General features: G+C 62.5%; 19 protein-coding genes and 1 pseudogene. 10 read left to right on the top strand and 10 right to left on the bottom strand.

The genetic code is table 11. From position 1 onward, the window contains the following. Positions 1-96: 96 nt before the first annotated feature. Together J4D52_RS03160 and J4D52_RS03155 are read left to right on the top strand one after the other, a co-directional pair. On the top strand, positions 97-318 hold the full coding sequence (locus tag J4D52_RS03160) for a DUF1127 domain-containing protein (RefSeq protein WP_102676625.1): 222 nt from the start codon (positions 97-99) through the stop codon (positions 316-318). A 64-nt stretch (positions 319-382) separates the two neighbouring features. Next, positions 383-1,594, top strand: a complete 1,212-nt coding sequence (locus tag J4D52_RS03155) for a winged helix-turn-helix domain-containing protein (RefSeq protein ID WP_102676626.1) — start codon at positions 383-385, stop codon at positions 1,592-1,594. Between the two features lie 50 nt (positions 1,595-1,644). On the opposite strand, the gene J4D52_RS03150 is transcribed toward J4D52_RS03155, so the two are convergent. Beyond that, positions 1,645-2,991 carry a class II 3-deoxy-7-phosphoheptulonate synthase gene (locus J4D52_RS03150; protein ID WP_025805483.1) on the bottom strand — a complete coding sequence of 449 codons (1,347 nt, stop codon included), beginning with the start codon at positions 2,989-2,991 and terminating at the stop codon, positions 1,645-1,647. Positions 2,992-3,153: 162 nt separating this feature from the next. On the opposite strand from J4D52_RS03150, the gene J4D52_RS03145 reads away from it, so the two are divergent. Further along, on the top strand, positions 3,154-3,909 hold the full coding sequence (locus tag J4D52_RS03145) for a spermidine synthase (protein WP_102676627.1): 756 nt from the start codon (positions 3,154-3,156) through the stop codon (positions 3,907-3,909). 89 nt (positions 3,910-3,998) lie between these two features. Here the strand turns inward: J4D52_RS03145 and J4D52_RS03140 are convergent, their stop codons facing one another. Then, positions 3,999-4,790, bottom strand: a complete 792-nt coding sequence (locus J4D52_RS03140; RefSeq protein WP_025805482.1) for a crotonase/enoyl-CoA hydratase family protein — start codon at positions 4,788-4,790, stop codon at positions 3,999-4,001. Beyond that, positions 4,756-5,091, bottom strand: coding sequence for a hypothetical protein (locus J4D52_RS03135; protein ID WP_164485784.1), 336 nt, complete (start codon positions 5,089-5,091; stop codon positions 4,756-4,758). The genes J4D52_RS03140 and J4D52_RS03135 overlap by 35 nt, the downstream gene beginning before the upstream one ends. An 85-nt stretch (positions 5,092-5,176) precedes the next feature. On the opposite strand from J4D52_RS03135, the pseudogene J4D52_RS03130 reads away from it, so the two are divergent. After that, positions 5,177-6,884: pseudogene (locus tag J4D52_RS03130) on the top strand (DEAD/DEAH box helicase). Between the two features lie 110 nt (positions 6,885-6,994). On the opposite strand, the gene J4D52_RS03125 reads toward J4D52_RS03130, so the two are convergent. Next, the gene (locus J4D52_RS03125) at positions 6,995-7,762 is read right to left on the bottom strand and encodes a class III extradiol ring-cleavage dioxygenase (protein ID WP_102676628.1); all 768 of its coding nucleotides are present in this window, start codon (positions 7,760-7,762) and stop codon (positions 6,995-6,997) included. Positions 7,763-7,863: 101 nt separating this feature from the next. Between J4D52_RS03125 and J4D52_RS03120 the strand changes: the two genes are divergently transcribed. Continuing rightward, complete coding sequence (locus J4D52_RS03120) at positions 7,864-8,520, top strand: thiopurine S-methyltransferase (protein WP_102676629.1); 657 nt, start codon at positions 7,864-7,866, stop codon at positions 8,518-8,520. Between the two features lie 65 nt (positions 8,521-8,585). On the opposite strand, the gene htpX is transcribed toward J4D52_RS03120, so the two are convergent. After that, the gene (gene htpX / locus J4D52_RS03115; RefSeq protein ID WP_025805479.1) at positions 8,586-9,476 is read right to left on the bottom strand and encodes a protease HtpX; all 891 of its coding nucleotides are present in this window, start codon (positions 9,474-9,476) and stop codon (positions 8,586-8,588) included. A gap of 302 nt (positions 9,477-9,778) precedes the next feature. Next, a complete protein-coding gene (locus J4D52_RS03110; protein ID WP_025805478.1) occupies positions 9,779-10,990 on the bottom strand; it encodes a pyridoxal phosphate-dependent aminotransferase in 1,212 nt (403 codons plus the stop codon). Positions 10,991-11,214: 224 nt separating this feature from the next. On the opposite strand from J4D52_RS03110, the gene msrB reads away from it, so the two are divergent. The 3 genes from msrB (at position 11,215) to J4D52_RS03095 (ending at position 12,663) form a co-directional block, all read left to right on the top strand. Next, positions 11,215-11,607 (top strand): peptide-methionine (R)-S-oxide reductase MsrB, encoded by a 393-nt coding sequence (msrB, locus tag J4D52_RS03105; protein ID WP_007931439.1) that lies wholly within the window; start codon positions 11,215-11,217, stop codon positions 11,605-11,607. Positions 11,608-11,719: 112 nt separating this feature from the next. Continuing rightward, positions 11,720-12,205, top strand: a complete 486-nt coding sequence (locus tag J4D52_RS03100; RefSeq protein WP_063432559.1) for a glutathione peroxidase — start codon at positions 11,720-11,722, stop codon at positions 12,203-12,205. Next, positions 12,202-12,663, top strand: coding sequence for a MarR family winged helix-turn-helix transcriptional regulator (locus tag J4D52_RS03095; RefSeq protein ID WP_063432558.1), 462 nt, complete (start codon positions 12,202-12,204; stop codon positions 12,661-12,663). The genes J4D52_RS03100 and J4D52_RS03095 overlap by 4 nt, the downstream gene beginning before the upstream one ends. Here J4D52_RS03095 and J4D52_RS03090 read toward each other — a convergent pair. Beyond that, on the bottom strand, positions 12,647-14,968 hold the full coding sequence (locus J4D52_RS03090; RefSeq protein WP_025805475.1) for a response regulator: 2,322 nt from the start codon (positions 14,966-14,968) through the stop codon (positions 12,647-12,649). The genes J4D52_RS03095 and J4D52_RS03090 overlap by 17 nt on opposite strands. A gap of 164 nt (positions 14,969-15,132) precedes the next feature. Between J4D52_RS03090 and J4D52_RS03085 the strand changes: the two genes are divergently transcribed. Next, positions 15,133-16,023: an ATP-binding protein gene (locus J4D52_RS03085; protein ID WP_063432557.1), complete on the top strand. Its 891-nt coding sequence runs from the start codon at positions 15,133-15,135 to the stop codon at positions 16,021-16,023. After that, complete coding sequence (locus J4D52_RS03080) at positions 16,020-16,502, top strand: GAF domain-containing protein (protein ID WP_025805473.1); 483 nt, start codon at positions 16,020-16,022, stop codon at positions 16,500-16,502. The genes J4D52_RS03085 and J4D52_RS03080 overlap by 4 nt, the downstream gene beginning before the upstream one ends. 7 nt (positions 16,503-16,509) lie before the next feature. Here J4D52_RS03080 and J4D52_RS03075 read toward each other — a convergent pair whose 3' ends face one another. From J4D52_RS03075 to J4D52_RS03065, 3 genes are all read right to left on the bottom strand, one after another. Beyond that, positions 16,510-19,458, bottom strand: a complete 2,949-nt coding sequence (locus J4D52_RS03075; protein ID WP_102676630.1) for an HD domain-containing phosphohydrolase — start codon at positions 19,456-19,458, stop codon at positions 16,510-16,512. A gap of 218 nt (positions 19,459-19,676) precedes the next feature. Further along, positions 19,677-21,848, bottom strand: a complete 2,172-nt coding sequence (locus J4D52_RS03070) for an ATP-binding protein (RefSeq protein ID WP_256581510.1) — start codon at positions 21,846-21,848, stop codon at positions 19,677-19,679. 41 nt (positions 21,849-21,889) lie between these two features. Next, the gene (locus tag J4D52_RS03065; protein ID WP_007931447.1) at positions 21,890-22,516 is read right to left on the bottom strand and encodes a response regulator transcription factor; all 627 of its coding nucleotides are present in this window, start codon (positions 22,514-22,516) and stop codon (positions 21,890-21,892) included. Positions 22,517-22,770: the final 254 nt, after the last annotated feature.

Below are 22,770 nucleotides of genomic sequence, written 5' to 3'. Positions count from 1 at the left end.
TCATCAAACTCCGAGATGTATTGCATAAGAAACATTCGTTGGATTGATCTTATCCCTGGGTGGAGACTTGAGCCATCCCCACTGGAGGGCAAGACGATGAAAGGTCAAAAAGGTTTTGTATTGGCTCACCGGTTTGCATGGCATGGCGTTTCCTTGCGGCACCTGTTGCAGAGAATTGTCCGCTGGCATGAGCTGCGCCGTGAACGGATCATGCTGGCCGGCATGAGTGACGAGGCGCTGAAGGATATCGGCCTCAGTCGCGCAGATGTGGAACGGGAGACCGTGCGGCCGTTCTGGGACGATCCGATGCACAAGTGAATGTCAAAGCGCTACACAAGCCACTTCTCTCTGAGGTAGTTTGCGGGCAGACAAGGAGATTGCCATGCCCGCAGAACTGTCCTTTTCCCTCAAGCAGGCTCGGCGTCTGGCGCTGGCCGCCCAAGGTTTTTCCGGGCGGCCGCTGCCTGCGACGATCAGGCCGGCGCAGGTCAATCGCCTGATCGCGCGCCTGGGTATCCTGCAGATCGACTCGGTCAACGCCCTGGTGCGCTCGCACTACCTGCCGCTGTTTTCCCGCCTTGGCGACTATCCCGCGCAACTGCTGGACCAGGCCGCCTGGAGCCAGGGCCGGCAACGCACGCTGTTCGAATACTGGGGGCATGAAGCCTCGTTGCTGCCGCTGTCGCTGTACCCGCTGATGCGCTGGCGCATGCAGCGGGCCAGCCAGGGGCAGGGGATCTATCAGCAGTTGGCGCGTTTCGGCCAGGAGCAGCAGGCGACGATCCGCCGGGTGCTGGCCGCGGTCGAGGAGCAGGGTGCCCTTGGCGCGGGAAGCCTGTCGACCCGCGAGGAGCGCGCCGGCCCCTGGTGGGACTGGAGCGCGGAGAAACACGCGCTGGAATGGCTGTTCGCCGCCGGTGAGGTGACAGTCGCCGGCCGGCGTGGATTCGAGCGTTTGTACGACTTGCCGGAGCGGGTGATTCCTTCGAGCATCCTGCAGCATTCGCCGCTCAGCGAGGCCGACGCCCAGCGCGGTTTGCTGCTGCATGCCGCCAGTGCCCTGGGCGTAGCCACCGAGAAAGACCTGCGCGACTACTTTCGCCTGGAGCTGGCAGATAGCCGGGCGCGCCTGGCGGAGTTGCTAGAGGGTGGCGAGCTGCTGGCCTGCGAGGTGGAAGGCTGGAAGCAAGCGGCCTATTGCCTGCCAGCGATGAAGGTGCCGCGTAGCGTGCCGGCCAGCGCCTTGCTTTCCCCCTTCGACTCGCTGATCTGGGAGCGCAGCCGCACTGAGCGCCTGTTCGATTTTCGCTATCGCCTGGAGATCTACACGCCGCAGCACAAGCGGGTGTATGGCTATTACGTGTTGCCGTTTCTGCACCACGAACGGATCGCCGCGCGGGTCGACCTGCGAGCGGAGCGGGCGCTGGGGCGCCTGGCGGTGCATGCCGTGCATGAGGAAGAGCAGGGGCTGGACGAGCAGGGGATGCAGGCGCTGGCGAGCAGCTTGCGGGATATGGCCAATTGGTTGGGGCTGGCCGACGTCCAGCTCAATTGCCCGAGGGCCAGCGCCCAGCGCTTGCGAGGGTTTCTTTGAAGCGTGTCGATCATCCAGCAACTTCCCCTGGATGATCGAGCGCTACAGGTTCAACGCTTGACCTGTTTCAGGGTCTCGGCAATCAGGAACGCCAGCTCCAGCGACTGGTCGGCGTTCATCCGTGGGTCGCAATGGGTATGGTAGCGGTCCGACAACGCATCTTCGGTAATCGGCCGCGCGCCACCGATGCACTCGGTGACGTTCTGCCCGGTCATCTCGATGTGGATACCGCCGGCATAACTGCCCTCGGCTTCGTGGACCTGGAAGAACTGCTTCACCTCAGTGAGGATCTGCGCGAAGTCCCGGGTCTTGTAACCGCTGCTGGCCTTGATGGTGTTGGCATGCATCGGGTCGGAGCTCCACAGCACCTTCTTGCCTTCGCCTTCCACCGCGCGGATCAGCTGCGGCAGATGGTTGCCGACCTTGTTCGCGCCCATGCGCACGATCAGGTTCAGGCGGCCCGGATCGTTGTCCGGGTTGAGGATATCGATCAGGCGGATCAGTTCCTCGGTGTTCATGCTCGGGCCCACCTTGACCCCGATCGGGTTATTCACCCCGCGCAGGAATTCGACGTGGGCGCCGTCGAGCTGGCGGGTACGGTCGCCGATCCACAGCATGTGCGCCGAGCAGTCGTAATAGTCGTTGGTCAGGCTGTCGCGACGGACGAAGGCTTCTTCATAGTTCAGCAGCAGCGCTTCGTGGGCGGTGAAGAAACTGGTCTCGCGCAACTGCGGCGAGCTGTCCATGCCGCAGGCGCGCATGAAGGCCAGGGTTTCGTCGATGCGATCGGCCAGCTGGCTGTACTTCTCGGCCAGGGCGGAGTTGGCGATGAAATCCAGGTTCCATTTGTGCACCTGATGCAGGTCGGCAAAACCGCCCTGGGCAAAGGCACGCAGCAGGTTCAGGGTGGCAGTGGCCTGGTGGTAGGACTGCAGCAGGCGGTCCGGGTCCGGCACCCGGCTTTTTGCGTCAAAGCCTATGCCGTTGACGATATCGCCGCGGTAGGCCGGCAGGGTCACGCCATTGATGGTTTCGTCATTGGCCGAACGCGGCTTGGCGAACTGGCCGGCCATGCGCCCGACCTTGACCACCGGGCAGCCGGCAGCGAAGGTCATGACGATCGCCATCTGCAGCAGGACCTTGAAGGTATCGCGGATCTTCGCCGCGGAGAACTCGGCGAAGCTCTCGGCGCAATCGCCGCCCTGCAGCAGAAAGGCGCGGCCCTGGGTCACCTCGGCAAACTGGCGGCGCAACTCGCGGGCTTCGCCGGCAAACACCAGCGGCGGGTAACTGGCCAGGGTCTGCTCGACCTGCAACAGGTGTGCGGCGTCGGGGTAGGCGGGTTGTTGCTGGATCGGCAGGGCGCGCCAGCTGTCAGGACTCCAGGGTTGGCTCATCACGGACTCGGGTGTTTTTTAAGGTCGGACAGGCATGTTAGCAGCAATTAGTGCGTGACCTGTTCCCGCCGGTTCGCGGACAATCGCGCCTTTCCCGCTCGGCGCCGAGCGGCCGGTTTATCGCGATGGCGAGGTTGAGCCCCGTCGCGGCTAGGAGAAGAGATGACTGAGGAGCGCGTCGAGCGCCTGCTCGCCGAAGTGCACGATGAGTTCGGCATGATCCGAGTGTTCGAAGTGGCGGATTATCGCTTCCTCGAATTTGGCGACGCCATCGAGCAGAGCTGCGTGTTTACCGCCGACCCGAGCTGGCTGGAGTACGACTACACCCGGGCCATGCTGATCGGCGCGCTGTGCCATGAGCAACCCGAGAGTGCGCTGTTTCTCGGCCTGGGCGCCGGCACCCTGACTCAGGCCTGCCTCAAGTTCCTGCCGCTGGAAGATGTCGAGGCTATCGAGTTGCGCCCGGACGTGCCGCGCCTGGCCATCGAGTATCTGGGGCTGGATGACGATCCGCGTCTCTATATCCGTGTCGGTGATGCGCTCGAACTGCTGGACAGCGCCGAGTCGGCGGACCTGATTTTCGTCGACCTGTACACCGACGTCGGGCCGGGCGTCGGGCACCTGGCCTGGGGCTTCCTGGAAAACTGCCAGAAGCGCCTCAACCCGGGCGGCTGGCTGGTGATCAACCAGTGGGCCACCGACGATGGCAAGCCTCTGGGCGCGGCCTTGCTGCGTGGGCTTTACCACCGGCATTACTGGGAACTGCCGGTGAAGGAGGGCAACGTGATTCTGATCGTGCCGTCCGACCTGGATCAGGATCTGGACATGGACGGCCTGAGCGCCCGGGCCGAGGCGCTGGCACCGCGCCTGGGCTATTCGTTGCAGTCGTTGATCAAGTGCATCCGGCCGGCTACCTGAGTCGGCTGTCCGCTTCGCGGATCGTCCGCATCTGTAGGAGCGAGGCTTGCCCGCGATAAGGCCTCACATTTGGCAACTGCCTGAAGCGTTCAACACCCCTTGAACACCCCCGGCCGCTTCTCGAGCATCGCTCGCACACCCTCCTTGGCGTCCTCGCTGTTCAATAGCTTCTTCACCAGTGGCGGCAGCCCCTGCGCCGCCGCGCTTTCTCCTTCGAACCGGGCTTGTCGGGCCGACATCAGGGTCGCCTGAACCCCCAGCGGCGCCTGGCAGGCGATCCGTTCGGCGAGGGCCAGGGCGCGGGGCAGCAGGTCCTCGCTGGCCATCACCTCCTGCACCAGCCCCAGGCGCAGGGCTTCATGGGCGTCGAATTCGTCGCCGGTGAGCAACCAGCGCATGGCGTTGCCCCAGCCGGCGATCTGATGCAAACGCAGGGTGGCGCCGCCGAACGGAAAGATGCCGCGTTGCACTTCCAGTTGGGCGAAGCGGGTATTGCTGGCGCACAGGTTGATATCCGCCGCCAGCATCAGCTCGATGCCTATGGTCAGGCAGTAGCCCTGCACCGCGACTATTACTGGTTTGCTGACCCGTGGCCCGGCGAAGACACCCCAGGGATCGCAGCCACCGGCCGGCGCCTGCCAGCCTTTGGCGAGCTTCGCCCCGACGTTGGCCAGGTCCAGCCCCGCGGTGAAGTGCTCGCCATGGCCGAACACCACGGCGACGCGGGCCTCGCTGCTGGCCTCGAACTCGCCGTAGGCCAGGCTGAGTTGATCGAGCAGTTGCAGATCGAAGGCGTTGCGCTTGGCGACCCGGTCCAGGCCGATGAGGAAGAGATGACCACGTTGTTCACGGCTGACGCGACTGCAACTGGACTGACTCATGGGGCATTTCCTCGGACGGTAAAGAGTGTCTCGGACCGACGGTATCGGCCGGCAAGATGAACCGTTTAAGCGTCATCCCCCGACAGGCGTGGGCCTGTGCAAAATAGACCTTTGCCGGATTATCCGCAAAGCCTGTGACAACTAGGTATTCAGCGGGTTTTTCCGATAAAAAAAACTCCCTTTTTTGAGTAATTCCGGTATAGTGCGCGCCGGCCTTTAACCGGGCCTCGTTTAGGTGATGCAATTCCCCGAAGTCAGCTTCGGCTGCTTGTCCGCTGCGCGGACTATCCTTGACGTTCATTTCTTTCAATCGTTTTCGCAAATCCCCGCCGACAAAGCTGCCAGGGTGACTCTTGAGTCTTACACGGCATGCGCAGCTTTGGAGCATGGGTCTTTGCGGATGCACTTAGAGGCAGACCCATGACCCAGGAAATCGGCGGCTTCGCCGCTCTTGAACTTCATCCCAATATTGTCGCTGCAGTAGTCGCTACCGGCTATGAAGAGCCTTCGGCCATTCAGCAGCAGTCGATCCCGATCATCCTCGCCGGTCACGATATGATTGGTCAGGCGCAAACCGGTACCGGTAAGACCGCCGCGTTCGCCCTGCCTATCCTGCACCGCATTGATCCGTCCAAGCGCGAGCCGCAAGCTCTGATCCTGGCCCCAACCCGTGAGTTGGCGCTGCAAGTTGCAACCGCTTTCGAAACCTACGCCAAGCAAATGCCGGGCGTAACTGTTGTGGCTGTCTACGGCGGCGCGCCGATGGGCCCACAACTGAAAGCAATCCGTAATGGCGCACAGATCGTTGTCGCCACTCCGGGCCGTCTGTGCGACCACCTGCGTCGCGACGAAAAAGTCCTGGCTACCGTGAACCACCTGGTTCTCGACGAAGCCGACGAAATGCTCAAGCTGGGCTTCATGGATGACCTGGAAGTGATCTTCAAGGCCATGCCGGAAACCCGTCAGACCGTGCTGTTCTCGGCCACCCTGCCGCAGTCGATCCGTGCGATCGCCGAGCGTCACCTGAAGGACCCGAAACACGTCAAGATCCAGAGCAAGACCCAGACCGTTACCGCGATCGAACAGGCTCACCTGTTGGTTCACGCTGACCAGAAGACTTCTGCCGTTCTCAGCCTGCTGGAAGTGGAAGATTTCGACGCTCTGATCATGTTCGTGCGCACCAAGCAAGCGACCCTGGACCTGGCCAGTGCCCTGGAAGCCAAAGGCTACAAGGCCGCTGCGCTGAACGGCGACATCGCCCAGAACCAGCGTGAGCGCGTGATCGACTCCCTCAAGGATGGCCGCCTGGACATCGTTGTGGCGACCGACGTTGCCGCCCGTGGTCTGGACGTACCGCGCATCACCCACGTATTCAACGTGGACATGCCGTACGACCCGGAATCCTACGTGCACCGTATCGGCCGTACCGGCCGTGCCGGTCGCGAAGGTCGTGCACTGCTGCTGGTGACTCCACGCGAGCGCCGCATGCTGCAAGTGATCGAGCGTGTAACCGGCCAGAAAGTCGCTGAAGTTCGTCTGCCGGACGCTCAAGCCGTTCTCGACGCACGCATCAAGAAGCTGACCAACAGCCTGTCGCCACTGGTGGCTGACGCTGAATCGACCCACGGTGATCTGCTGGATCGCCTGACCGCCGATATCGGTTGCAGCCCGCGTGCCCTGGCCGCGGCCCTGCTGCGCAAGGCCACCAACGGTCAGGCGCTGAACCTGGCAGCGATCGAGAAGGAACGCCCACTGGTGCCGAACAGCGCGCCACGTGGCGACCGTCCTGAGCGTTCCGGCGATCGTCCTGATCGCGGCGAGCGTGAGCGTCGCGCGCCGATGCCTCTGGCTGAAGGTCGTGCCCGTTGCCGTACCGCGCTGGGCGCGCGTGACGGTATCGCGGCCAAGAACCTGCTGGGCGCCATCCTCAACGAAGGCGGCCTGGCCCGCGAAGCCATCGGTCGCATCCAGGTGCGTGACAGCTTCAGCCTGGTCGAGCTGCCGGAGGAAGGTCTGGAGCGTCTGCTGACCAAACTGAAGGACACTCGCGTTGCCGGCAAGCAGCTGAAGCTGCGTCGTTATCGCGAAGACTGATCGGCGCTGAGCTGATCGGTTGAACAAAAAAATCCCCGCCTGGTGCGGGGATTTTTTTGCCTGGCGTTTGCATCTGTTGTCGCTCGCGATACGCCAGGCTTGGCAGGGCATCAACCGAAGCGATAGATGTCCATGCCCAGCGCGCCCATGGTGAAGCCTTGATGGGCGATGCTGAAGTCGCCACCGGCGCCTCTGGCGAAATACAGCGGCAGCAGGTGTTCATCGCTGGGATGGCTGCGCACGGCATTCGGTGCCTGGCGACGGTAGTCGTGCAGCGCGGCCTCGTCGTTGGCGGCAAGTTTCTCGATTATCCAGTCGCGGAACGCCCTGGCCCAGGGTTCGACGCTTTCCGGGCCGGCGTGCCAGTCCAGTTCGCGCAGGTTGTGGGTAATGCTGCCCGAGCCGATCAATAGCACCCCTTGTTGCCGCAGGCTGGACAGGGCGCGCCCGACCTGAGTCTGCAAGGCTGGGCCCATTCGGCTGGGCAGGGAAACCTGGACAACCGGAATATCCGCCTGTGGGTACATCAGCGACAGCGGCACCCAGACCCCGTGGTCGAGCGGGCGCTGGTCGTCGAGCTGCGCCGGCAGGCCGTCGGCCCTGAGCAATTGCGCCACCTGTTCCGCCAGTTCAGGCTGGCCGGGGGCCGGGTATTGCACGGCGAACAGCGCCGCGGGGAAACCACCGAAGTCATGCCAGGTTTGCGGTTGTGGGTTGCTGCTGACCCGCAGGTCCTGGCTTTCCCAGTGGGCCGACACCACCACTATGGCCTTGGGGCGTGGCAGCTCGGCGGCCAGGCGGGCGAGGGCCGGGCCGCTGGCGCCGGGTTCCAGGGCAAGCATCGGCGATCCGTGGGAGATGAACAGGCTAGGGAGCATGAATAAGGTCCTGAGCGTTAAGATGCACCATCTTCAATCAGATCATTGATCTAAATCTAATATAAGTTTTTGTGGTTTTTGATCGAATTTCAGGGTGATTTATGCAGCCGGAGTTTTGGCACAAACGCTGGGAACAGAATCAGATCGGCTTCCATTTGTCCGAGGTTAATCCTTATCTGCAACGCTACTGGCCCCAACTGGAGCTGGCGCCGGGTTCGCGGGTGCTGGTGCCGCTGTGCGGCAAGAGCCTGGACCTGAGCTGGCTGGCCAGCCAGGGGCATCAGGTGCTGGGTATCGAGTTGTCGGAGAGGGCCATCCAGGACTTTTTCAGCGAGCAGCAGTTGCAGCCGCAGGTCAGCCTTCGAGGTGGATTCAAGGTCTATGAATACGGTCCGATCCAGCTCTGGTGCGGCGACTTTTTTGCCCTGCAGGCCGCGGATGTCGCTGACTGCCAGGCGTTGTACGACCGTGCGGCGTTGATCGCCTTGCCGCCGGAGATGCGCGAGCGGTATGCGGCGCATCTGCAGTCGCTCCTGCCCCAGGCCTGCCAGGGGCTGCTGATCACCCTGGATTACGACCAGGCGCTGATGGCGGGGCCGCCTTTCGCTGTACTCGATGACGAGGTCAAGGCCTTGCTGGGTAAGCGCTGGCAGCTGCGGGTCGAGGAGGAGCGGGACATCCTTGGCGAGAGCTGGAAGTTTCTCCAGGGCGGCGTGACTCGCCTCGAAGAGCGGGTCTATCGTTTGCTGGCGCGCTGATTTCCGGTTTTCCACAGGCCATAAAAAAGGGCGACTCGGGTCGCCCTTTTTGTGTTGCGCCAGCGTTATCCGCGACGACGGCTCAGTGCGTCGATACGCTCTTCCAGCGGCGGGTGGCTCATGAACATACGAGCCAGGCCTTGTTTGAGGCCGCCGTTGATGCCGAAGGCATTCAGGGTGTCGGGCATATGCACCGGCAGGCCCTGTTCCGAGCGCAGGCGTTGCAGGGCGCCGATCATTGCCGCGGTACCGGCCAGTTGCGCGCCAGCTTCGTCGGCACGGAATTCGCGCTTGCGCGAGAACCACATGACGATGGCGCTGGCCAGGAAGCCCAGGACCAGTTCGGCGAAGATGGTCGCGATGTAGTAGGCGATACCCTGGCCTTCTTCGTTCTTGAAAATCACCTTGTCGACGAAGTTGCCGATGATGCGCGCGAAGAACATCACGAAGGTGTTCACCACGCCCTGGACCAACGCCAGGGTGACCATGTCGCCGTTGGCCACGTGACCGATCTCGTGGGCCAGCACGGCTTTCACTTCATCGGGCGAGAAACGCTCGAGCAGGCCCTGGCTGACCGCGACCAGTGCGTCGTTCTTGTTCCAGCCGGTGGCGAAGGCGTTGGCCTCGTAGGCCGGGAAAATACCGACTTCGGGCATCTTGATCCCGGCTTCGCGGGACAGTTGCTCGACGGTTTGCAGCAGCCATTGCTCATGACGAGTGCGAGGCTGGGTAATGATCTGGGTGCTGGTGCTCATTTTCGCCATCCACTTGGAGATGAACAGCGAGAACAGGGAACCGGCGAAACCAAAGACCGCACAGAAAACCAGCAGCTGATTGAGGTTGAGATCAACCCCATTGGCCGCCATGAACCCGTTGAAGCCGAAAAGGCTCAGGGTGATGCTGGCAATCAGCACGACCGCCAGGTTAGTGGCCAAGAACAGCAGGATGCGCATCATGGTTGTAGAAATCTCCTCATGCTAAAGATGTAGCGTTCTGCGGGGTATATAAGGTGCGGCACCGGCCTATTCAACCGGGTGACTATTTCAAACTGTGTCCTGCAGGCTGATTTTAGACGCTTGCATGAGCTTTCTGTCGCAGGTGGGGAAGGCACCGGAAGCTGACCAGCGCTTCAGAGGCGTGTTACCACTGGGCACAAGGCGCAAGGCAAAGATACAGAAGGGGAGGCGCAGCAGGGAGTACAGAAGTGTTGCTGAATTAATCGCAGTGCGACCGGTGTCGGTCGCACTGCGTTGCACGCTTACTGGCGATACGACTTGAGGAAGCTGCCGATACGGCCGATCGCCTGTTCCAGGTCGTCCACTCGCGGCAGGGTCACGACGCGGAAGTGGTCCGGCCATGGCCAGTTGAAGGCGGTGCCCTGAACCACCAGCAGCTTCTCCGAGAGCAGCAGGTCCAGGACGAACTTCTCGTCGTTGTGGATCGGGCAGACTTTCGGGTCGATTTTCGGGAAGGCGTACAGCGCGCCCATGGGTTTGACGCAGCTTACGCCAGGGATGTCGTTGAGCAGTTCCCAGGTGCGGTTGCGCTGTTCCAGCAGGCGGCCCGGCGGCAGCACCAGGTCGTTGATGCTCTGGTAGCCACCCAGCGCCGTTTGAATGGCGTGCTGGCTCGGCACGTTGGCGCACAGGCGCATGTTGGCCAGCATGTCGATGCCTTCGATGTAGCTCTGGGCGTGGTGCTTCGGACCGGAAATGGCCACCCAGCCGGAGCGGAAGCCGGCCACCCGGTAGGACTTGGACAGGCCGTTGAAGGTCAGGCACAGCAGGTCCGGCGCCAGGGAGGCGGTGCAGACGTGCACGGCGTCATCGTAGAGGATCTTGTCGTAGATCTCGTCGGAGAACACCACCAGGTTGTGCTGGCGCGCCAGCTCGAGCATGTCCAGCAACACTTCCTTGGGGTACACCGCGCCGGTCGGGTTGTTCGGGTTGATGATCACCAGGGCCTTGGTGTTCGGGGTGATCTTGGCCTTGATGTCAGCGATGTCCGGCCACCAGTTGGCTTGCTCGTCGCACAGGTAGTGCACCGGGTTGCCGCCGGCCAGGCTCACGGCCGCGGTCCACAGCGGGTAGTCCGGGGCCGGTACCAGCACTTCGTCACCGTTGTTGAGCAGGGCCTGCATGGCCATGACGATCAGTTCGGAAACGCCGTTGCCCAGGTAGATGTCTTCGATGCCGACGCCTTCGACCTGCTTTTGCTGGTAGTACTGCATGACCGCCTTGCGGGCGCTGAACAGGCCCTTGGAGTCGCTGTAGCCCTGTGCGGTCGGCAGGTTACGGATCACGTCCTGGAGGATTTCGTCCGGCGCTTCGAAACCAAAAGGCGCCGGGTTGCCGATGTTCAGCTTGAGGATGCGATGGCCTTCCTCTTCCAGGCGTTTGGCGTGCTTGAGCACTGGGCCGCGAATGTCATAACAGACGTTGGCGAGCTTGTTCGATTTGCTGACCTGCATGGCGATGTGTTCCCGAAAATGAACGATCCAGACGATGAGTGAGCTACCGTACTGGGAATCCTGCGTTTGCACACAGGCCTGAAGCCTGGGTTCGCGGCGGCAAAATCCGTTTGAACCCGTGTAACACGGCTGCCAGACTGGCGTCTAACGAGGCGCAATCATACGTGCCGCCCGATCCGTGGAAAAGATACAGATCGGGCTTTTTCAGTTGTAGAGGAAGGACCATGGAAAAGCTGGAAAAAACCCTTGAAGAATGGCGTGCCATGCTCGATCCGGAGCAGTACAACGTCTGCCGCCTCAAAGGCACCGAGCGGCCGTTCTCGGGCAAGTACAACGCCACCAAGACCGACGGTGTGTATCACTGCATCTGCTGCAATGCGCCGCTGTTCGACTCCAGGGCCAAGTTCGATTCCGGTTGCGGCTGGCCGAGCTTCTACGAGCCGATCGGCGAGAGCGCGATGGTCGAGATCCGTGACCTGAGCCACGGCATGATTCGTACCGAAGTGGTCTGCGCCAAATGCGATGCGCACCTGGGGCATGTGTTCCCGGACGGCCCGCCGCCGACCGGCCTGCGCTACTGCATCAACTCGGTATGCCTGGACCTGGTTCCACGCTGATCGTAGTGGGCGCCCAAGGCGATTTTTCGAAATCGCTTTTCGGCTAATTAAATTGCGTACAATTTAATTGAACGCTATTTTTAGCGTACCTTTCGTTTCTGGAGTCTGCGCCATGAGTGACACATTGCTGAACATTCCGTGCACCACCATCAAGGGCGAGCAAAAGACCCTGGCCGATTTCGCCGGCAAGGCCGTGCTGGTGGTCAATACCGCGAGCAAGTGCGGTTTCACCCCGCAGTACAAGGGCCTGGAAGAACTGTGGAAGACCTACAAGGACCAGGGCCTGGTGGTGCTGGGCTTTCCCTGCAACCAGTTCGGCAAGCAGGAACCGGGCAACGAAGGGGCGATTTCCGAGTTCTGCGAGCTGAACTACGGCGTCAGCTTTCCGCTGTTCAAGAAGATCGACGTCAATGGCGCCGAGGCGCACCCGTTGTTCGTGCAACTAAAAAAACGCGCGCCGGGGGTGTTGGGTTCCCAGGGCATCAAATGGAACTTCACCAAGTTCCTGATCGGCAAGGACGGCGCGCTGGTCAAGCGTTTCGCCCCGGCCACCAAGCCCCAGGACCTGACCCGCGAGATCGAAGCCCTGCTCAAATGACCGACCTGTCCGCCGATTCGCTGAAACTCGACAGCCAGCTGTGCTTCAAGCTGTACGCCGCCTCGCGGGCCGTGGTGCGGGGCTACAAGCCGATGCTCGACCAGTTGGGGCTGACCTACCCGCAGTACCTGGTGATGCTGGTGCTCTGGGAATGGCAGGCCACGCCGCCCGAGCTGCCGACGGTCAAGGCGCTGGGGGAACGCCTGGCGCTGGATTCCGGGACCCTGACGCCCTTGCTCAAGCGCCTTGAACAGCTGCAACTGGTGCAGCGCCAGCGTTCGTCCCGCGACGAGCGCGAGGTGCACCTGAGCCTGAGCGCGGCCGGCCTGGCCTTGCGCGATCAGGTACCACCGCTCAAGGCGGCGCTGCTATGCGACAGCGGTGTCGACCTCGACAGCCTGAGCGAGTTGCGCAATGGCCTGGACCGGTTGCTGGCCCAGGTCAAAGCGCTGTCGTAGTCGGCACCCAGAGGTCCAGCAGGGCAATCAGCTCTTCACGGCGGAAGGGTTTGGCCAGGTAGTCGCTCATGCCCGCAGCCCGGCAGCGTTCGCGCTCTTCGGGCATGGCATTGGCGGTCAGGGCGACGATCGGCAGGTCCGGCCAGCGGCCGCTGCGGCGGATCTGCCGGCTGGCCTCGTAGCCATCCATCACCGGCATGTTGCAGTCCATCAGCACCAGGTCGAAATGCTGGTGCTCCAGCACGTCCAGGGCTTCGGCACCCTGGGAGGCGACCGTCACTTCGCAGCCAAGCTTGCTCAGCATGCCTTTGGCCACCAGTTGGTTCACCGGGTTGTCCTCCACCAGCAGAATGAAGGCGCGGCGCAAGGGCGCCAGGGTTTCCAGCTGGGTTTCGTTGATCACCGCGGTTTCAGCCAGCAGGGCCCGGCGCAGGGTCTGATACAAGGCATTGCGCGCCAATGGCCGCGCCTGTTGTTGCAACGGCGCCAGGGCACTGGCTTCTTCGCTGGGCAGGAAACTGCCGTAGGCGGTGACCAGCAGAATCGGTGCGCTGATGCTCGGACGCAGGCCGAACAGGCATTCCGGGCAGTCGGTGATCAGCAGGTCCGGCTTCTGCCCGAGCAGTGACTCATCGAGATCGCAGCGCCGATATTCCAGCCCCCAGAACGGCAACTGCACGCTCAACAGTTCGGCCAGGCCGCTGCCCTCGGAGGTAATGGCCAGGACCTGGCCGTGCAGCGGCGACGGTGGGCTGGCGGGTGAGTGGCAAGGCAGCGGCAGGTCGGCACAGAACTGGCTGCCAAAGCCCACCTCCGAACTGATGCTCAGGCGACCCTGCATGGCTTCACAGAGGTTGTAGGTCAGCGCCAGGCCCAGGCCGGTACCGCCGTATTGCCGAGTGATCCCGGCGCCGGCCTGGGTATAGGGCTGGAAGATCTTCACCTGGGCCTCGCGGGCGATGCCGATGCCGGTGTCGCAGACTTCGATCCTGACCCCGTCTTCGAACGTACGCAGGCGCACATCGACCCGGCCGAAGCGGGTGAACTTGAGGGCATTGGACAGCAGGTTGCTGACAATCTGCCGCACGCGCATAGGGTCGCCGAGCACCAGCGCCGGGAACTCCGGCTCGATCAGGCAGGCCAGTTCGACGCTTGGCGCCGCATTCTGCGACAGCAGGTTGGCGGTGTCTTCCACCAGCACCCCGAGATCGAAGGGGATGCGTTCCAGTTCCAGTTGGCCGGCGTCGAACTTGGACATGTCGAGAATATCGTTGAGCAGTTCCACCAGCACTTTGCCGGAGTCGTGGGCGATCGACAGTTGCTGGCGTTGTTCGGCGTTCAGCGGGCTGTCCAGCGACAGGGCGATCATGCCCAGCAGGCCGTTGAGCGGCGTGCGGATTTCATGGCTCATGTTGGCCAGGAAGGCGGCACGGGCCTGGGCCATGTCGAGGGCGGTGCTACGGGCGACTTCCAGCTCCTCGTTGGACTGGCTCAGCCGGTCGTTGATGGCCTTGAGCTCGGTGGTGCGTGCCGAGACGATGTTTTCCAGCTGGCCGAGGTAGTCGGTCAGGCGGTTTTCGGCATTGCGCCGTTGCTGGATCTCGGTGGCCATGTTGTCGAACTGCTGGTTGGCGACGGTGACCAGCACGCCGATCTCGTCCTGTTCGTGGCTGGGCGGGAAGTCCAGCCGGGCCTGGTCGGGGCTGCGCGGATCGCGGCCGCTGAGCTCGCGAATGACGCCGACCAGGGGTTTGGTCAGCATCACGTAGAACAGCGCCAGGAGCAGCCCGGTGAGGATCAGGCTGCGCACGAAACCATTGATCAGGGTGATTTCCGCGCGGCGCAGGAAGCGGCTGCCGAACGAGTAGGTGTCGACTTCCAGGTGCAGGACACCGAGGGATTCCGAGGGCAGGTGATCGAGGTACAGGCGGTCCTGGAACTCACGCTTGGCGCCGAACAGGAAGTCGCTGAGCATCCGGTAGCGGCTTTGCTGGGCCGGTCGGGTGACGTTGGCCAGCAGAGTGTCATTGTTGTCGATCAGCCGGGCGCGGATGATCGCCGGCGAGCGCAGCAGGCCGAGCGTCAGCTCCTGGGCGAGCTCGGAGTCGATGTTGTAGGCGATACGCGAGGCCGGATTGTGGCTGATTTCCAGGAGGGCGTTGATTTCCCGGTTGATGGAGGCATCTTCGCTGGCATAATCGATGCCGATTTGCAGCAGACTGAGCGCCGTCCCCAGGACAAACCCGACCAGCACAGTGAGCCTGGCTTGCTTGTAAGACAGGCGGTTGGTGAACTTGATGTCCATGGGGTGTTGAACCAATTTCCGTTTCCCTTCGCTGGGCAAGCATAGCTGATCATCAGTGTGTGCCGGCAGGGCCCGGCGCCGTTCGCTTGCGGTTGACCTGGCATGCGGAAGGTCGTTTTGTCTGTGGGCCACATCATTACTGGGAACCTGCCCGAGGAGAAGTCGTGGAATCTCGATTGAATGCTTTTCTTGAGCGCGCCGACGCGGTTCTGGCGCGTATCGAGCCGCTGTTGCCCGCGCCGCGACAAGCCATCGACTGGACCCAATGCCTGGCCGCGCGCTGGCAGCGTGAAGGCCGCAGCGGTTTCCTGCTGCCGCTGGAGGTCAGCCTGGACATGCGCTTGTCCGACCTGATCGGGGTCGACAACCAGCGCGACCAGCTGGGACGCAATACCCGGCAGTTTCTCGACGGCCTGCCGGCCAACCACGCCTTGCTGTGGGGCTCGCGCGGTACTGGCAAATCGTCGCTGGTCCGCGCGCTGCTGGCCGAGCATGCCCAGCACGGCCTGCGCCTGATCGAAATCGAGCGCGATCACCTGGCCGACCTGCCGCGGGTGGTGGAGCAACTGGTCAAGCTGCCGCAGCGTTTCGTGCTGTTCTGCGACGACCTGTCGTTCGAGTCGGGCGAGGGCGACTATCGGGTACTCAAGAGCGTGCTCGACGGCTCGCTGGAGCAGGCGCCGGACAACGTGCTGCTGTACGCCACGTCCAACCGCCGGCACCTGGTGCCGGAGAAGGAAAGCGACAACGAGAACTGGAAGCGCGTCGATGGCGAGCTGCACCCGAGCGAAGCGGTGGAAGACAAGATTGCCTTGTCGGACCGTTTCGGCCTGTGGCTGTCGTTCTATCCCTTCACCCAGGAGCATTACCTGAATGTGGTCGAACACTGGATCAGCGAGCTAGGGCGCAAGGCCGGCCTGCAATGGCAGCGGGACGAAGCCCTGGATATTCTCGCCGTGCGCTGGGCTACCGGCCGCGGCAATCGCAATGGTCGCTGCGCGTATCAGTTCGCGCGCTACTGGGTAGGTTTGAAGTTGTTGGAGCAAAAAGCATGATCGATCTGCAGAACACCGGCAAAGGCCTGGACGGCTATGCCTTGCTGTGTGCCCAGCTGGAATCGTTGCTGGCCGACGAGCGCGATTTCATTGCCAACGCCGCGCAGTTTTCGGCGTTTCTGTTCAACCAGCTGGACGATTTGAACTGGGCCGGTTTCTACCTCAATCGCAACGAGGAACTGGTGCTCGGGCCGTTCCAGGGCCAGATCGCCTGTGTGCGCATTCCCTTCGGTCGTGGCGTGTGCGGTGCGGCCGCGGCGAGCCTGCAGACCCAGCGGGTCGAGGATGTGCACGCGTTCCCCGGGCATATCGCCTGCGACAGCGCTTCCAACAGTGAGCTGGTGGTGCCCCTGGTCAAGGATGGGCGGCTGATCGGCGTGCTGGATCTGGACAGCCCGAAAATCGCCCGCTTCACCCTCGAGGATCAGGCCGGCATCGAGCGCCTGGCCGCGATCTTCCTGCGCCTGAGCGACTGCTGAGCCTGCGTCAGACCCTGAGCCCGGCCTTGCCCAGCAGGCCCTCGGGGTCTACCCCGTCGATCTGCTGCGGTTCCATGAAACGGTCGGCGTACTGCTGGTAGATCCTGGCCTGGATGAACAACTCGAACAGTTCAGGATCGATATGGGCATTGCGGCACATGCTCGCCATGATGCCCAGCGCTTCGCTCAGGGTCTTGCCCTTCTTGTAGGGGCGGTCCGCCGCCGTCAGGGCTTCGAAGATATCGGCGATGGCTATCATCCGCGCCGGCAGGCTCATCTGCTCCCGTTTCAGCTGCTTGGGATACCCGGTACCGTCCATTTTCTCGTGATGGCCGCCGGCGATCTCGGGGATGTTATTCAGGTGATCGGGGAAGGGCAGGTGGTTGAGCATCAGGATGGTCTGCACCATGTGGTGATTGATCACGTAGCGCTCTTCACGGGTCAGGGTGCCTTTGCCGATGCTCAGGTTGTACAGCTCGCCACGGTTGTACTTGTAGGGCGGCACATCGAGTTTGAAGCCCCAGGGATTGTCCGCCGGGATCAGCTCGGAAGGGTTGCGCTCGATCAGATGCTCGGGCTTGTCGGCCAGCAGCTGTTCGATGACCGGCAGGGGGACCGCCGGGGTGCGTTGCTGGCGACGGTTTTCTTCCCAGGACAGGCCCAGGCGGTCGTCCAGGGTGCGGCTCCAGGTGCGCCGGGCAATCCTGCCCAGCCGTTGCAGATCGGCCTCGGCCATGGCTTCGCTGCCGAGGTTGCAATGGGCGATAAACGCAAAGTCGTCGTCCAGTTCCGCCAGGCCGGCATCGCGGATCGCGCCTAGCGAAGCTTCATCGCCACCCTGGGCGCGAGCCTGCCAATAGTCGATCCAGAGATCGCGCTTGAGCACCTCGAACCGGGTGCGGATCTCGTGGATGCGGTCGTTCAGGGTTTCCAGCTTGGTGGCCTTGTCCACCACGTACTCGGGGGTCGTGACCTTGCCGCAATCGTGCAGCCAGGCCGCGATATGCAGCGCCTCCCACTCGTCCTCGGTGGGCTGGTAGGCGCTGAACGCCGGTTGCTGGCTGGCCGCGGCGGCCTGGGCCAGCATCAGGGTCAGCGCCGGCACCCGCTGGCAATGCCCACCGGTGTACGGGCTCTTGGCATCGATCGCCCCGGCCAGCAACTGGATGAAGGAGTCGAGCAACTGCTTTTGCCGGTTCTGCAGGCGCTGGCTGTCGATGCTGACCGCCGCGGCGCCGGAGACCGCCTGCAGGAAAGCGATGCGGTCCGGGCTCAGCTTTTCCAGGTCGTCTTCCTGCCCGCTGTCGGCCAACAGCAGGACAAGGATGCCGACGGTCTCGTTGTGACGATTGTGCAGGCGGATACCGATCAGATGGACGCTGGGGCAGTTCATGGCCAACAGTACGCTTTGCAGGTCGGCCGCCTGCTCGAATCCCAGGGTCGTGACCACGTTCTCGCTGTTCGTCAGTCGCTGCAGCCACACCGGACTGGCGTCGTGCTGGGCGTCCTGGCTGCGTATATCGAAGACCCGCAGGTCCTGGACATTGTCGGCGATGATCAGGCCGTGAGGTTCCAGGCTCATGCCTTCGTTTTCCCGCAGATAGATCAGCCCGGCCTGGGCCTGGCCGATCTTCATGGTTTCAAACAGCACCCGTTGCAGCAGCGGGTCGAAACGGGTTTCCGCGGAAAGGCTGGCGGTGATTTCAAAAAAGCTGGCCAGGGTTTCCTTCATGCGGGCCATCGACACGCTCAACTGGTCGACTTCCAGCACTGGCGAGCGGCGGGTCAGCGGGTAGTTGAAATCGAAACTGCGGATGGCGTCGGCTTCCTGCACCAGGGCGCGCAACGGCATGACCAGCACCCGCGAGGTCAGCCAGCCGAGCGGCAGGCACAGCAGCAGAATGCTCAGGGTGATCAGCGCGCCTTGCCAGCGCATGCGATAGGCGTCCGCCAGCAACTCGTCTTCGGGCACCAGCAGCGCCAGTTGCAGCCCCTGGGGCCCACCTTCCTGCAGATGACGGCTGGCAACTATCCACTGGCGATCCTTGAGCTGCAGATGATTGCCCTGGGCCTTGCCCTGCAGCAGCGCATCGAGGGCCGGGTTCAGGTCGTTGGCGCGGATCAGCCGGGCGCTCTGTTCTTCGACGATCAGGCGACGGCTGTCCGGATAAGCCACGGCGTTGCCATTGCCATCCACCAGGGCGATTTCGGTACTGGGCGTGACCCTATGCTTGGCCAGGGTGGCCGAGAGTTGTTCCAGGGTCAGGTCGGCGCCCATCACCGCGTTATTGCCGCTGCGACGGGCGAGGGTGGTGCCGACGTTGCGGGTGGAGAAAAAGACGTATGGCTCGGTGGTGATCTGGTCGGTGTCGTCCTTGGCGTTGGCAAACCAGTTGCGACTGCTCGGGTCGTAGGACTCCTGGGTATTGTCCCGGCGGCTGATGAGGGCGAGGCTGGCGTCGTAAAACAGCGACTGCGAATGCAGTTGCCCGGTGCCACGGTCGCGCTCGATGCTCCAGACTTCATAGGCCGCGGGTTCGGGGGCCTGGCGGGCTTGCTTCAAGGCCTGGCTGCGCAAGGGCCGGACCATGAAAAAATCGCCGTCGGCATAACCCACATAGAGGGAGGCCAGATCGGGGTTGTCCTTGAGCGATTGGCTGAAAGGCCCGAGCAGCGCCAGGCGTTGCCCGAGGTCGCTGGCCTGGGCGGCCGGATTGCCCACCAGCAGGCTGAGCAGATGGCGAATCGGTTCGTAGGTCGCTTTCAGGTCCAGCTGCACGTCCTGTTCGATGCGCTGGAACAGTTTTTCACTGCTGGAAAGGATGATGCGGGTGGTCTGCTGGTAATTGAAAACGCCCAGCACCACGCCGGTCAGCAGAAGCAGGCAGGTGAACATCACGCTGATATGCACATGGAGAGGAAATCGGCGTTTATCCAACGACAGCGTGCTCGGCATTGCAGCTCTCTCCAGGGGGCGCGTGATGCGCAACTCAACGTTTCAGCATAGTTAAGGCAGGTGCATTGTGCTCAGGGGCGGCGGCTCCGGGGACGTTGCGGGTTGCAGCCAGGCGGAGGCTCGCCATGAGGCTTTTGGGGCCGACTGACAGGATAGTGGCTTTTTGATATTTATCTGGCAACTGACTGCAACACAAGGCGCTGCGCTGCTTGTTGGGCTCAGGTCGTGGTCGCACTGTGTTGCTGATCGATCTGCCACAGCAGGGCCCGTTCGAGCTTGAGCATTGCCTGTTCCAGGGCGGTTCGGTGTTGCATCAGGGTTTGCCTGCCTGCTTCTTGCAGAACCGCCTGCTCAAGGGCTTCGCACTGCGCTTCAAGGTCTTTTGCCTGCACCATCAGGGCCGAGCCCTTGATCTTGTGGGCGAGCTCCGCCAGTGCCTGGGGCGGGGTCTCGCAGGGCAGGGCCATCAGTTGCTGGCGGTCCCGGTAGCTGCAATGCAGCAGTTCGGTAAGGATGCGCAGGGCGAACTGCGGTTTGCCGCGGGACAGGGTGCGCAGCGCCTTCAGGCTGAACACGCCATTCCAGGGCCGCGGTTGCAGGCCCTCCAGTTTGTGGCTGAGGCTCGCCAGGCCGACAGGCTTGAACAGGCAGTCATCGATGCCGGCCTGTTTGCACTGCTGTCTTTCTTCCGGCCGGGCGCTGGCGGTCACCCCCAATACCCGGCAGGCCGCGCGGGACTCCAGGCGTTCATGCTCGCGGATGGCGCGGATCAGCTTGTAGCCGTTCATGCCCGGCATGTTGCAATCGACGATGAGCAGGTCGAAGAACCCCTTGCACCAGAGCTCGAAACCTTGCTCGACGTCGTCGGCGGTGCGGCAGCGGTGCCCGAGGAAGCGCAGCTGTTCGCTCAGCAGCAGGCGGTCCGCCGAGTGGTCATCGATCACCAGTACGTTCAAGGCCCGGGTGGCACGGGCAATGAATGGCTCGACGATGGCCGCGGGTTCTCGCGCAGGCTGACAGGCCAGGGGCAACAGGACCCGGACTTCCGTGCCTATGCCCGGCTGGCTGGTCAGTTGCAGCCTGCCTTGCATGAGCTCGCAGAGGTGACGGCAAATGGTCAGGCCCAGCCCCGCGCCGTCAGGCCGGGAAAGGGTGCGAGCCTGGGCCTGGAAGAAGGGCTCGAACAGCCTGTGCTGATCCTGCTCGTCGATGCCGATGCCGCTGTCCGTCACTTGCAGCATCAGCCGCACCTGTTGCGGCTGCGTGGCCGCTTGCAGGTCGAGATGGATTTTGACCTGACCCTGTTCGGTGAACTTGATCGCGTTGTGCAGCAGGTTGCCCAGCACCTGTTTGAAACGCAGCGGGTCGAGCCGCACATCGACCGACTCGACGCTGGAGTGGAAGGTCGGCAGCAGCTTGAGGTGCTTCTCCCGGGCCTGGCTATCGAACTCCCTGACGATGGACTCGACAAGGACGCGCGGGTCGAGCCATTCGGGCCTCAGGGCCAGGCTGCCTGATTCGATGCGGGCGATATCGAGGGTATCGTCGACCAGGGCCTGCATCGCCCGGGCCGAGCGATAAGCCATTTCAATGACCGGACGATCCAGGGACTGGCTGTCGGAGCGCTGCAGCACCAGTTCCAGCGTACCGATCAGCGTATTCATGGGACTGCGCAGTTCGTGGCTGGTGCTGGCCAGGAAGGCGCTTTTCGCCTTGCTGGCCGCTTCGGCCTGTTGCCGGGCGGCCCTGAGGCTGTCGCTGAGCCGATGGCGTTCGCTGATATCGATCCAGCCACCGAGGATGCCCTGGATCTCACCGCTCGCATCCCGATAGGGCACAACCCAGTGCTGGACGGTCAGCTCCTGTCCATTCAGGCGCAGTGGCCGGTCACGCAGCAGCGGGCGGTCTTGCGCCATGACCCGCTGGTAGTCGGCGTGATATTCGCGAGCCTGCCCGGGATCGCCCATGGGGCCCTGCAACAGGGTTTTACCGATGAGCTCTTCAGGCCGAGCAGCGAAGCTCTCCAGGTAGCTGGCATTGCAGTTTTTCAGCAGGCCCTGGCGGTCGCGCACGTAAGTCGGATGCGGCATGCCGTCGACCCAGGCCTGTATGAACTCAAGCTGGTGCCTGAAGTCATGGGTGGCCTGTTGCTGCCGGGTCAGGCGCCGGTGCAGCCAGGCATTCCAGCCCAGGGACGCCAGCAGTGGCCCGCCGAGCCCCAGGCCAGCGAGCAGGAGCAGCCCGCGATGGTCGTTATCGGGGGGCGGGGCGGTGGTCGATTCGGCGCAAGGCGCCGTTTCGGTGCACGGGTGGGTGGAGGTTATTCCGGGCTCCCGTTGCCCGGCCTCGACCAGGCCCAAAAACAGTACCGCCGAGGCTGTCGTGGCCATTAGGGTTAAATAATAAAGAATGGGTTTGAACATCCTGTTTTTCACACCAGTTCGTGACGTTGTGCCAACTCAATAAGTTCCGCCATGGAAGTCGCGCGAAGTTTGTGCATGATTCTTTTTTTATAGGTACTGACGGTCTTGCCACTGAGAAATATGCTGTTAGCTATTTGCGTACTGGTGCTGCCCTTGGCAAAAAGTTGCAACACCATCAATTCCCGATCGCTGAGCAACATCAAGCGGCTCAGTTCGTTGTTTGCCGTTTCATCCTGACGTGGGGTTTGCAGGGCGTGACTGGGAAAGTAGTTGTAGCCGCACAGCACGGCTTTCATGGCGCTGAGCACTTCGCTCAGGTCCTCCTGTTTGCACACATAGCCGCAGGCCCCGGCCTGCATGCAGCGTGCGGCGAACAGCGCCGGCGACTGTGCCGTCAGCACCAGCACCCGCAACGACTTGTCCAGGGCGCCGAAACGCAACAGCAGCTCCAGCCCGTCGAGCTTGGGAATGCTGATATCGAGCACGATCAGGTCCGGCATGCTGTCGCGAACCATTTGCAGGGCATCGACACCGTTATCGGTTTCGCCGACGACTTTATAACCTTCATGTTCCAGCAACATGCGGATGGCCAGTCGGATAACGGGATGGTCGTCGATGATGAACACAGAACTCATGGTCAAACCCGTAGGAATAAATACAGGGCTGGACCTTAGCGCAGGCAGGACAGTGGATATATGCGGGTTAAGGCGGGGTTGGGGACAATAAGGCAGTTCTTACATGAAAGACGGTTTCGGATTACAGCGGTTTTTCAGTTGAAAGTAGGAATGAGTATCCAGCCATGTAAAAGGTAAGAAGATGTTGGAGCTTTAGTGCACTTTTTCGCAGGGCAATAAAGGGGAGGAGGGAAGGGCATTGGGCAAGGCTGCCC

Source organism: Pseudomonas sp. GW460-12-10-14-TSB1 (genome assembly GCF_017349775.1).
Taxonomy (GTDB): Bacteria; Pseudomonadota; Gammaproteobacteria; order Pseudomonadales; family Pseudomonadaceae; genus Aquipseudomonas; species Aquipseudomonas piscium.
Note: the sequence above shows the minus strand (reverse complement) of the source record. Positions and strands in the feature narration are given on the sequence as shown.

Excerpts from the sequence above, each read along its gene's own strand:
- J4D52_RS03125 (WP_102676628.1), bottom strand. The coding sequence starts at position 7,762 with ATGCTCCCTAGCCTGTTCATCTCCCACGGATCGCCGATGCTTGCCCTG.
- J4D52_RS03080 (WP_025805473.1), top strand. The coding sequence starts at position 16,020 with ATGATCGATCTGCAGAACACCGGCAAAGGCCTGGACGGCTATGCCTTG.
- J4D52_RS03070 (WP_256581510.1), bottom strand. The coding sequence starts at position 21,848 with ATGGCCACGACAGCCTCGGCGGTACTGTTTTTGGGCCTGGTCGAGGCC.
- J4D52_RS03100 (WP_063432559.1), top strand. The coding sequence starts at position 11,720 with ATGAGTGACACATTGCTGAACATTCCGTGCACCACCATCAAGGGCGAG.
- J4D52_RS03145 (WP_102676627.1), top strand. The coding sequence starts at position 3,154 with ATGACTGAGGAGCGCGTCGAGCGCCTGCTCGCCGAAGTGCACGATGAG.
- J4D52_RS03065 (WP_007931447.1), bottom strand. The coding sequence starts at position 22,516 with ATGAGTTCTGTGTTCATCATCGACGACCATCCCGTTATCCGACTGGCC.
- J4D52_RS03140 (WP_025805482.1), bottom strand. The coding sequence starts at position 4,790 with ATGAGTCAGTCCAGTTGCAGTCGCGTCAGCCGTGAACAACGTGGTCAT.
- J4D52_RS03160 (WP_102676625.1), top strand. The coding sequence starts at position 97 with ATGAAAGGTCAAAAAGGTTTTGTATTGGCTCACCGGTTTGCATGGCAT.
- J4D52_RS03075 (WP_102676630.1), bottom strand. The coding sequence starts at position 19,458 with ATGCCGAGCACGCTGTCGTTGGATAAACGCCGATTTCCTCTCCATGTG.
- J4D52_RS03110 (WP_025805478.1), bottom strand. The coding sequence starts at position 10,990 with ATGCAGGTCAGCAAATCGAACAAGCTCGCCAACGTCTGTTATGACATT.
- J4D52_RS03150 (WP_025805483.1), bottom strand. The coding sequence starts at position 2,991 with ATGAGCCAACCCTGGAGTCCTGACAGCTGGCGCGCCCTGCCGATCCAG.
- J4D52_RS03155 (WP_102676626.1), top strand. The coding sequence starts at position 383 with ATGCCCGCAGAACTGTCCTTTTCCCTCAAGCAGGCTCGGCGTCTGGCG.
- J4D52_RS03120 (WP_102676629.1), top strand. The coding sequence starts at position 7,864 with ATGCAGCCGGAGTTTTGGCACAAACGCTGGGAACAGAATCAGATCGGC.
- msrB (WP_007931439.1), top strand. The coding sequence starts at position 11,215 with ATGGAAAAGCTGGAAAAAACCCTTGAAGAATGGCGTGCCATGCTCGAT.
- J4D52_RS03135 (WP_164485784.1), bottom strand. The coding sequence starts at position 5,091 with ATGAACGTCAAGGATAGTCCGCGCAGCGGACAAGCAGCCGAAGCTGAC.
- htpX (WP_025805479.1), bottom strand. The coding sequence starts at position 9,476 with ATGATGCGCATCCTGCTGTTCTTGGCCACTAACCTGGCGGTCGTGCTG.
- J4D52_RS03095 (WP_063432558.1), top strand. The coding sequence starts at position 12,202 with ATGACCGACCTGTCCGCCGATTCGCTGAAACTCGACAGCCAGCTGTGC.
- J4D52_RS03090 (WP_025805475.1), bottom strand. The coding sequence starts at position 14,968 with ATGGACATCAAGTTCACCAACCGCCTGTCTTACAAGCAAGCCAGGCTC.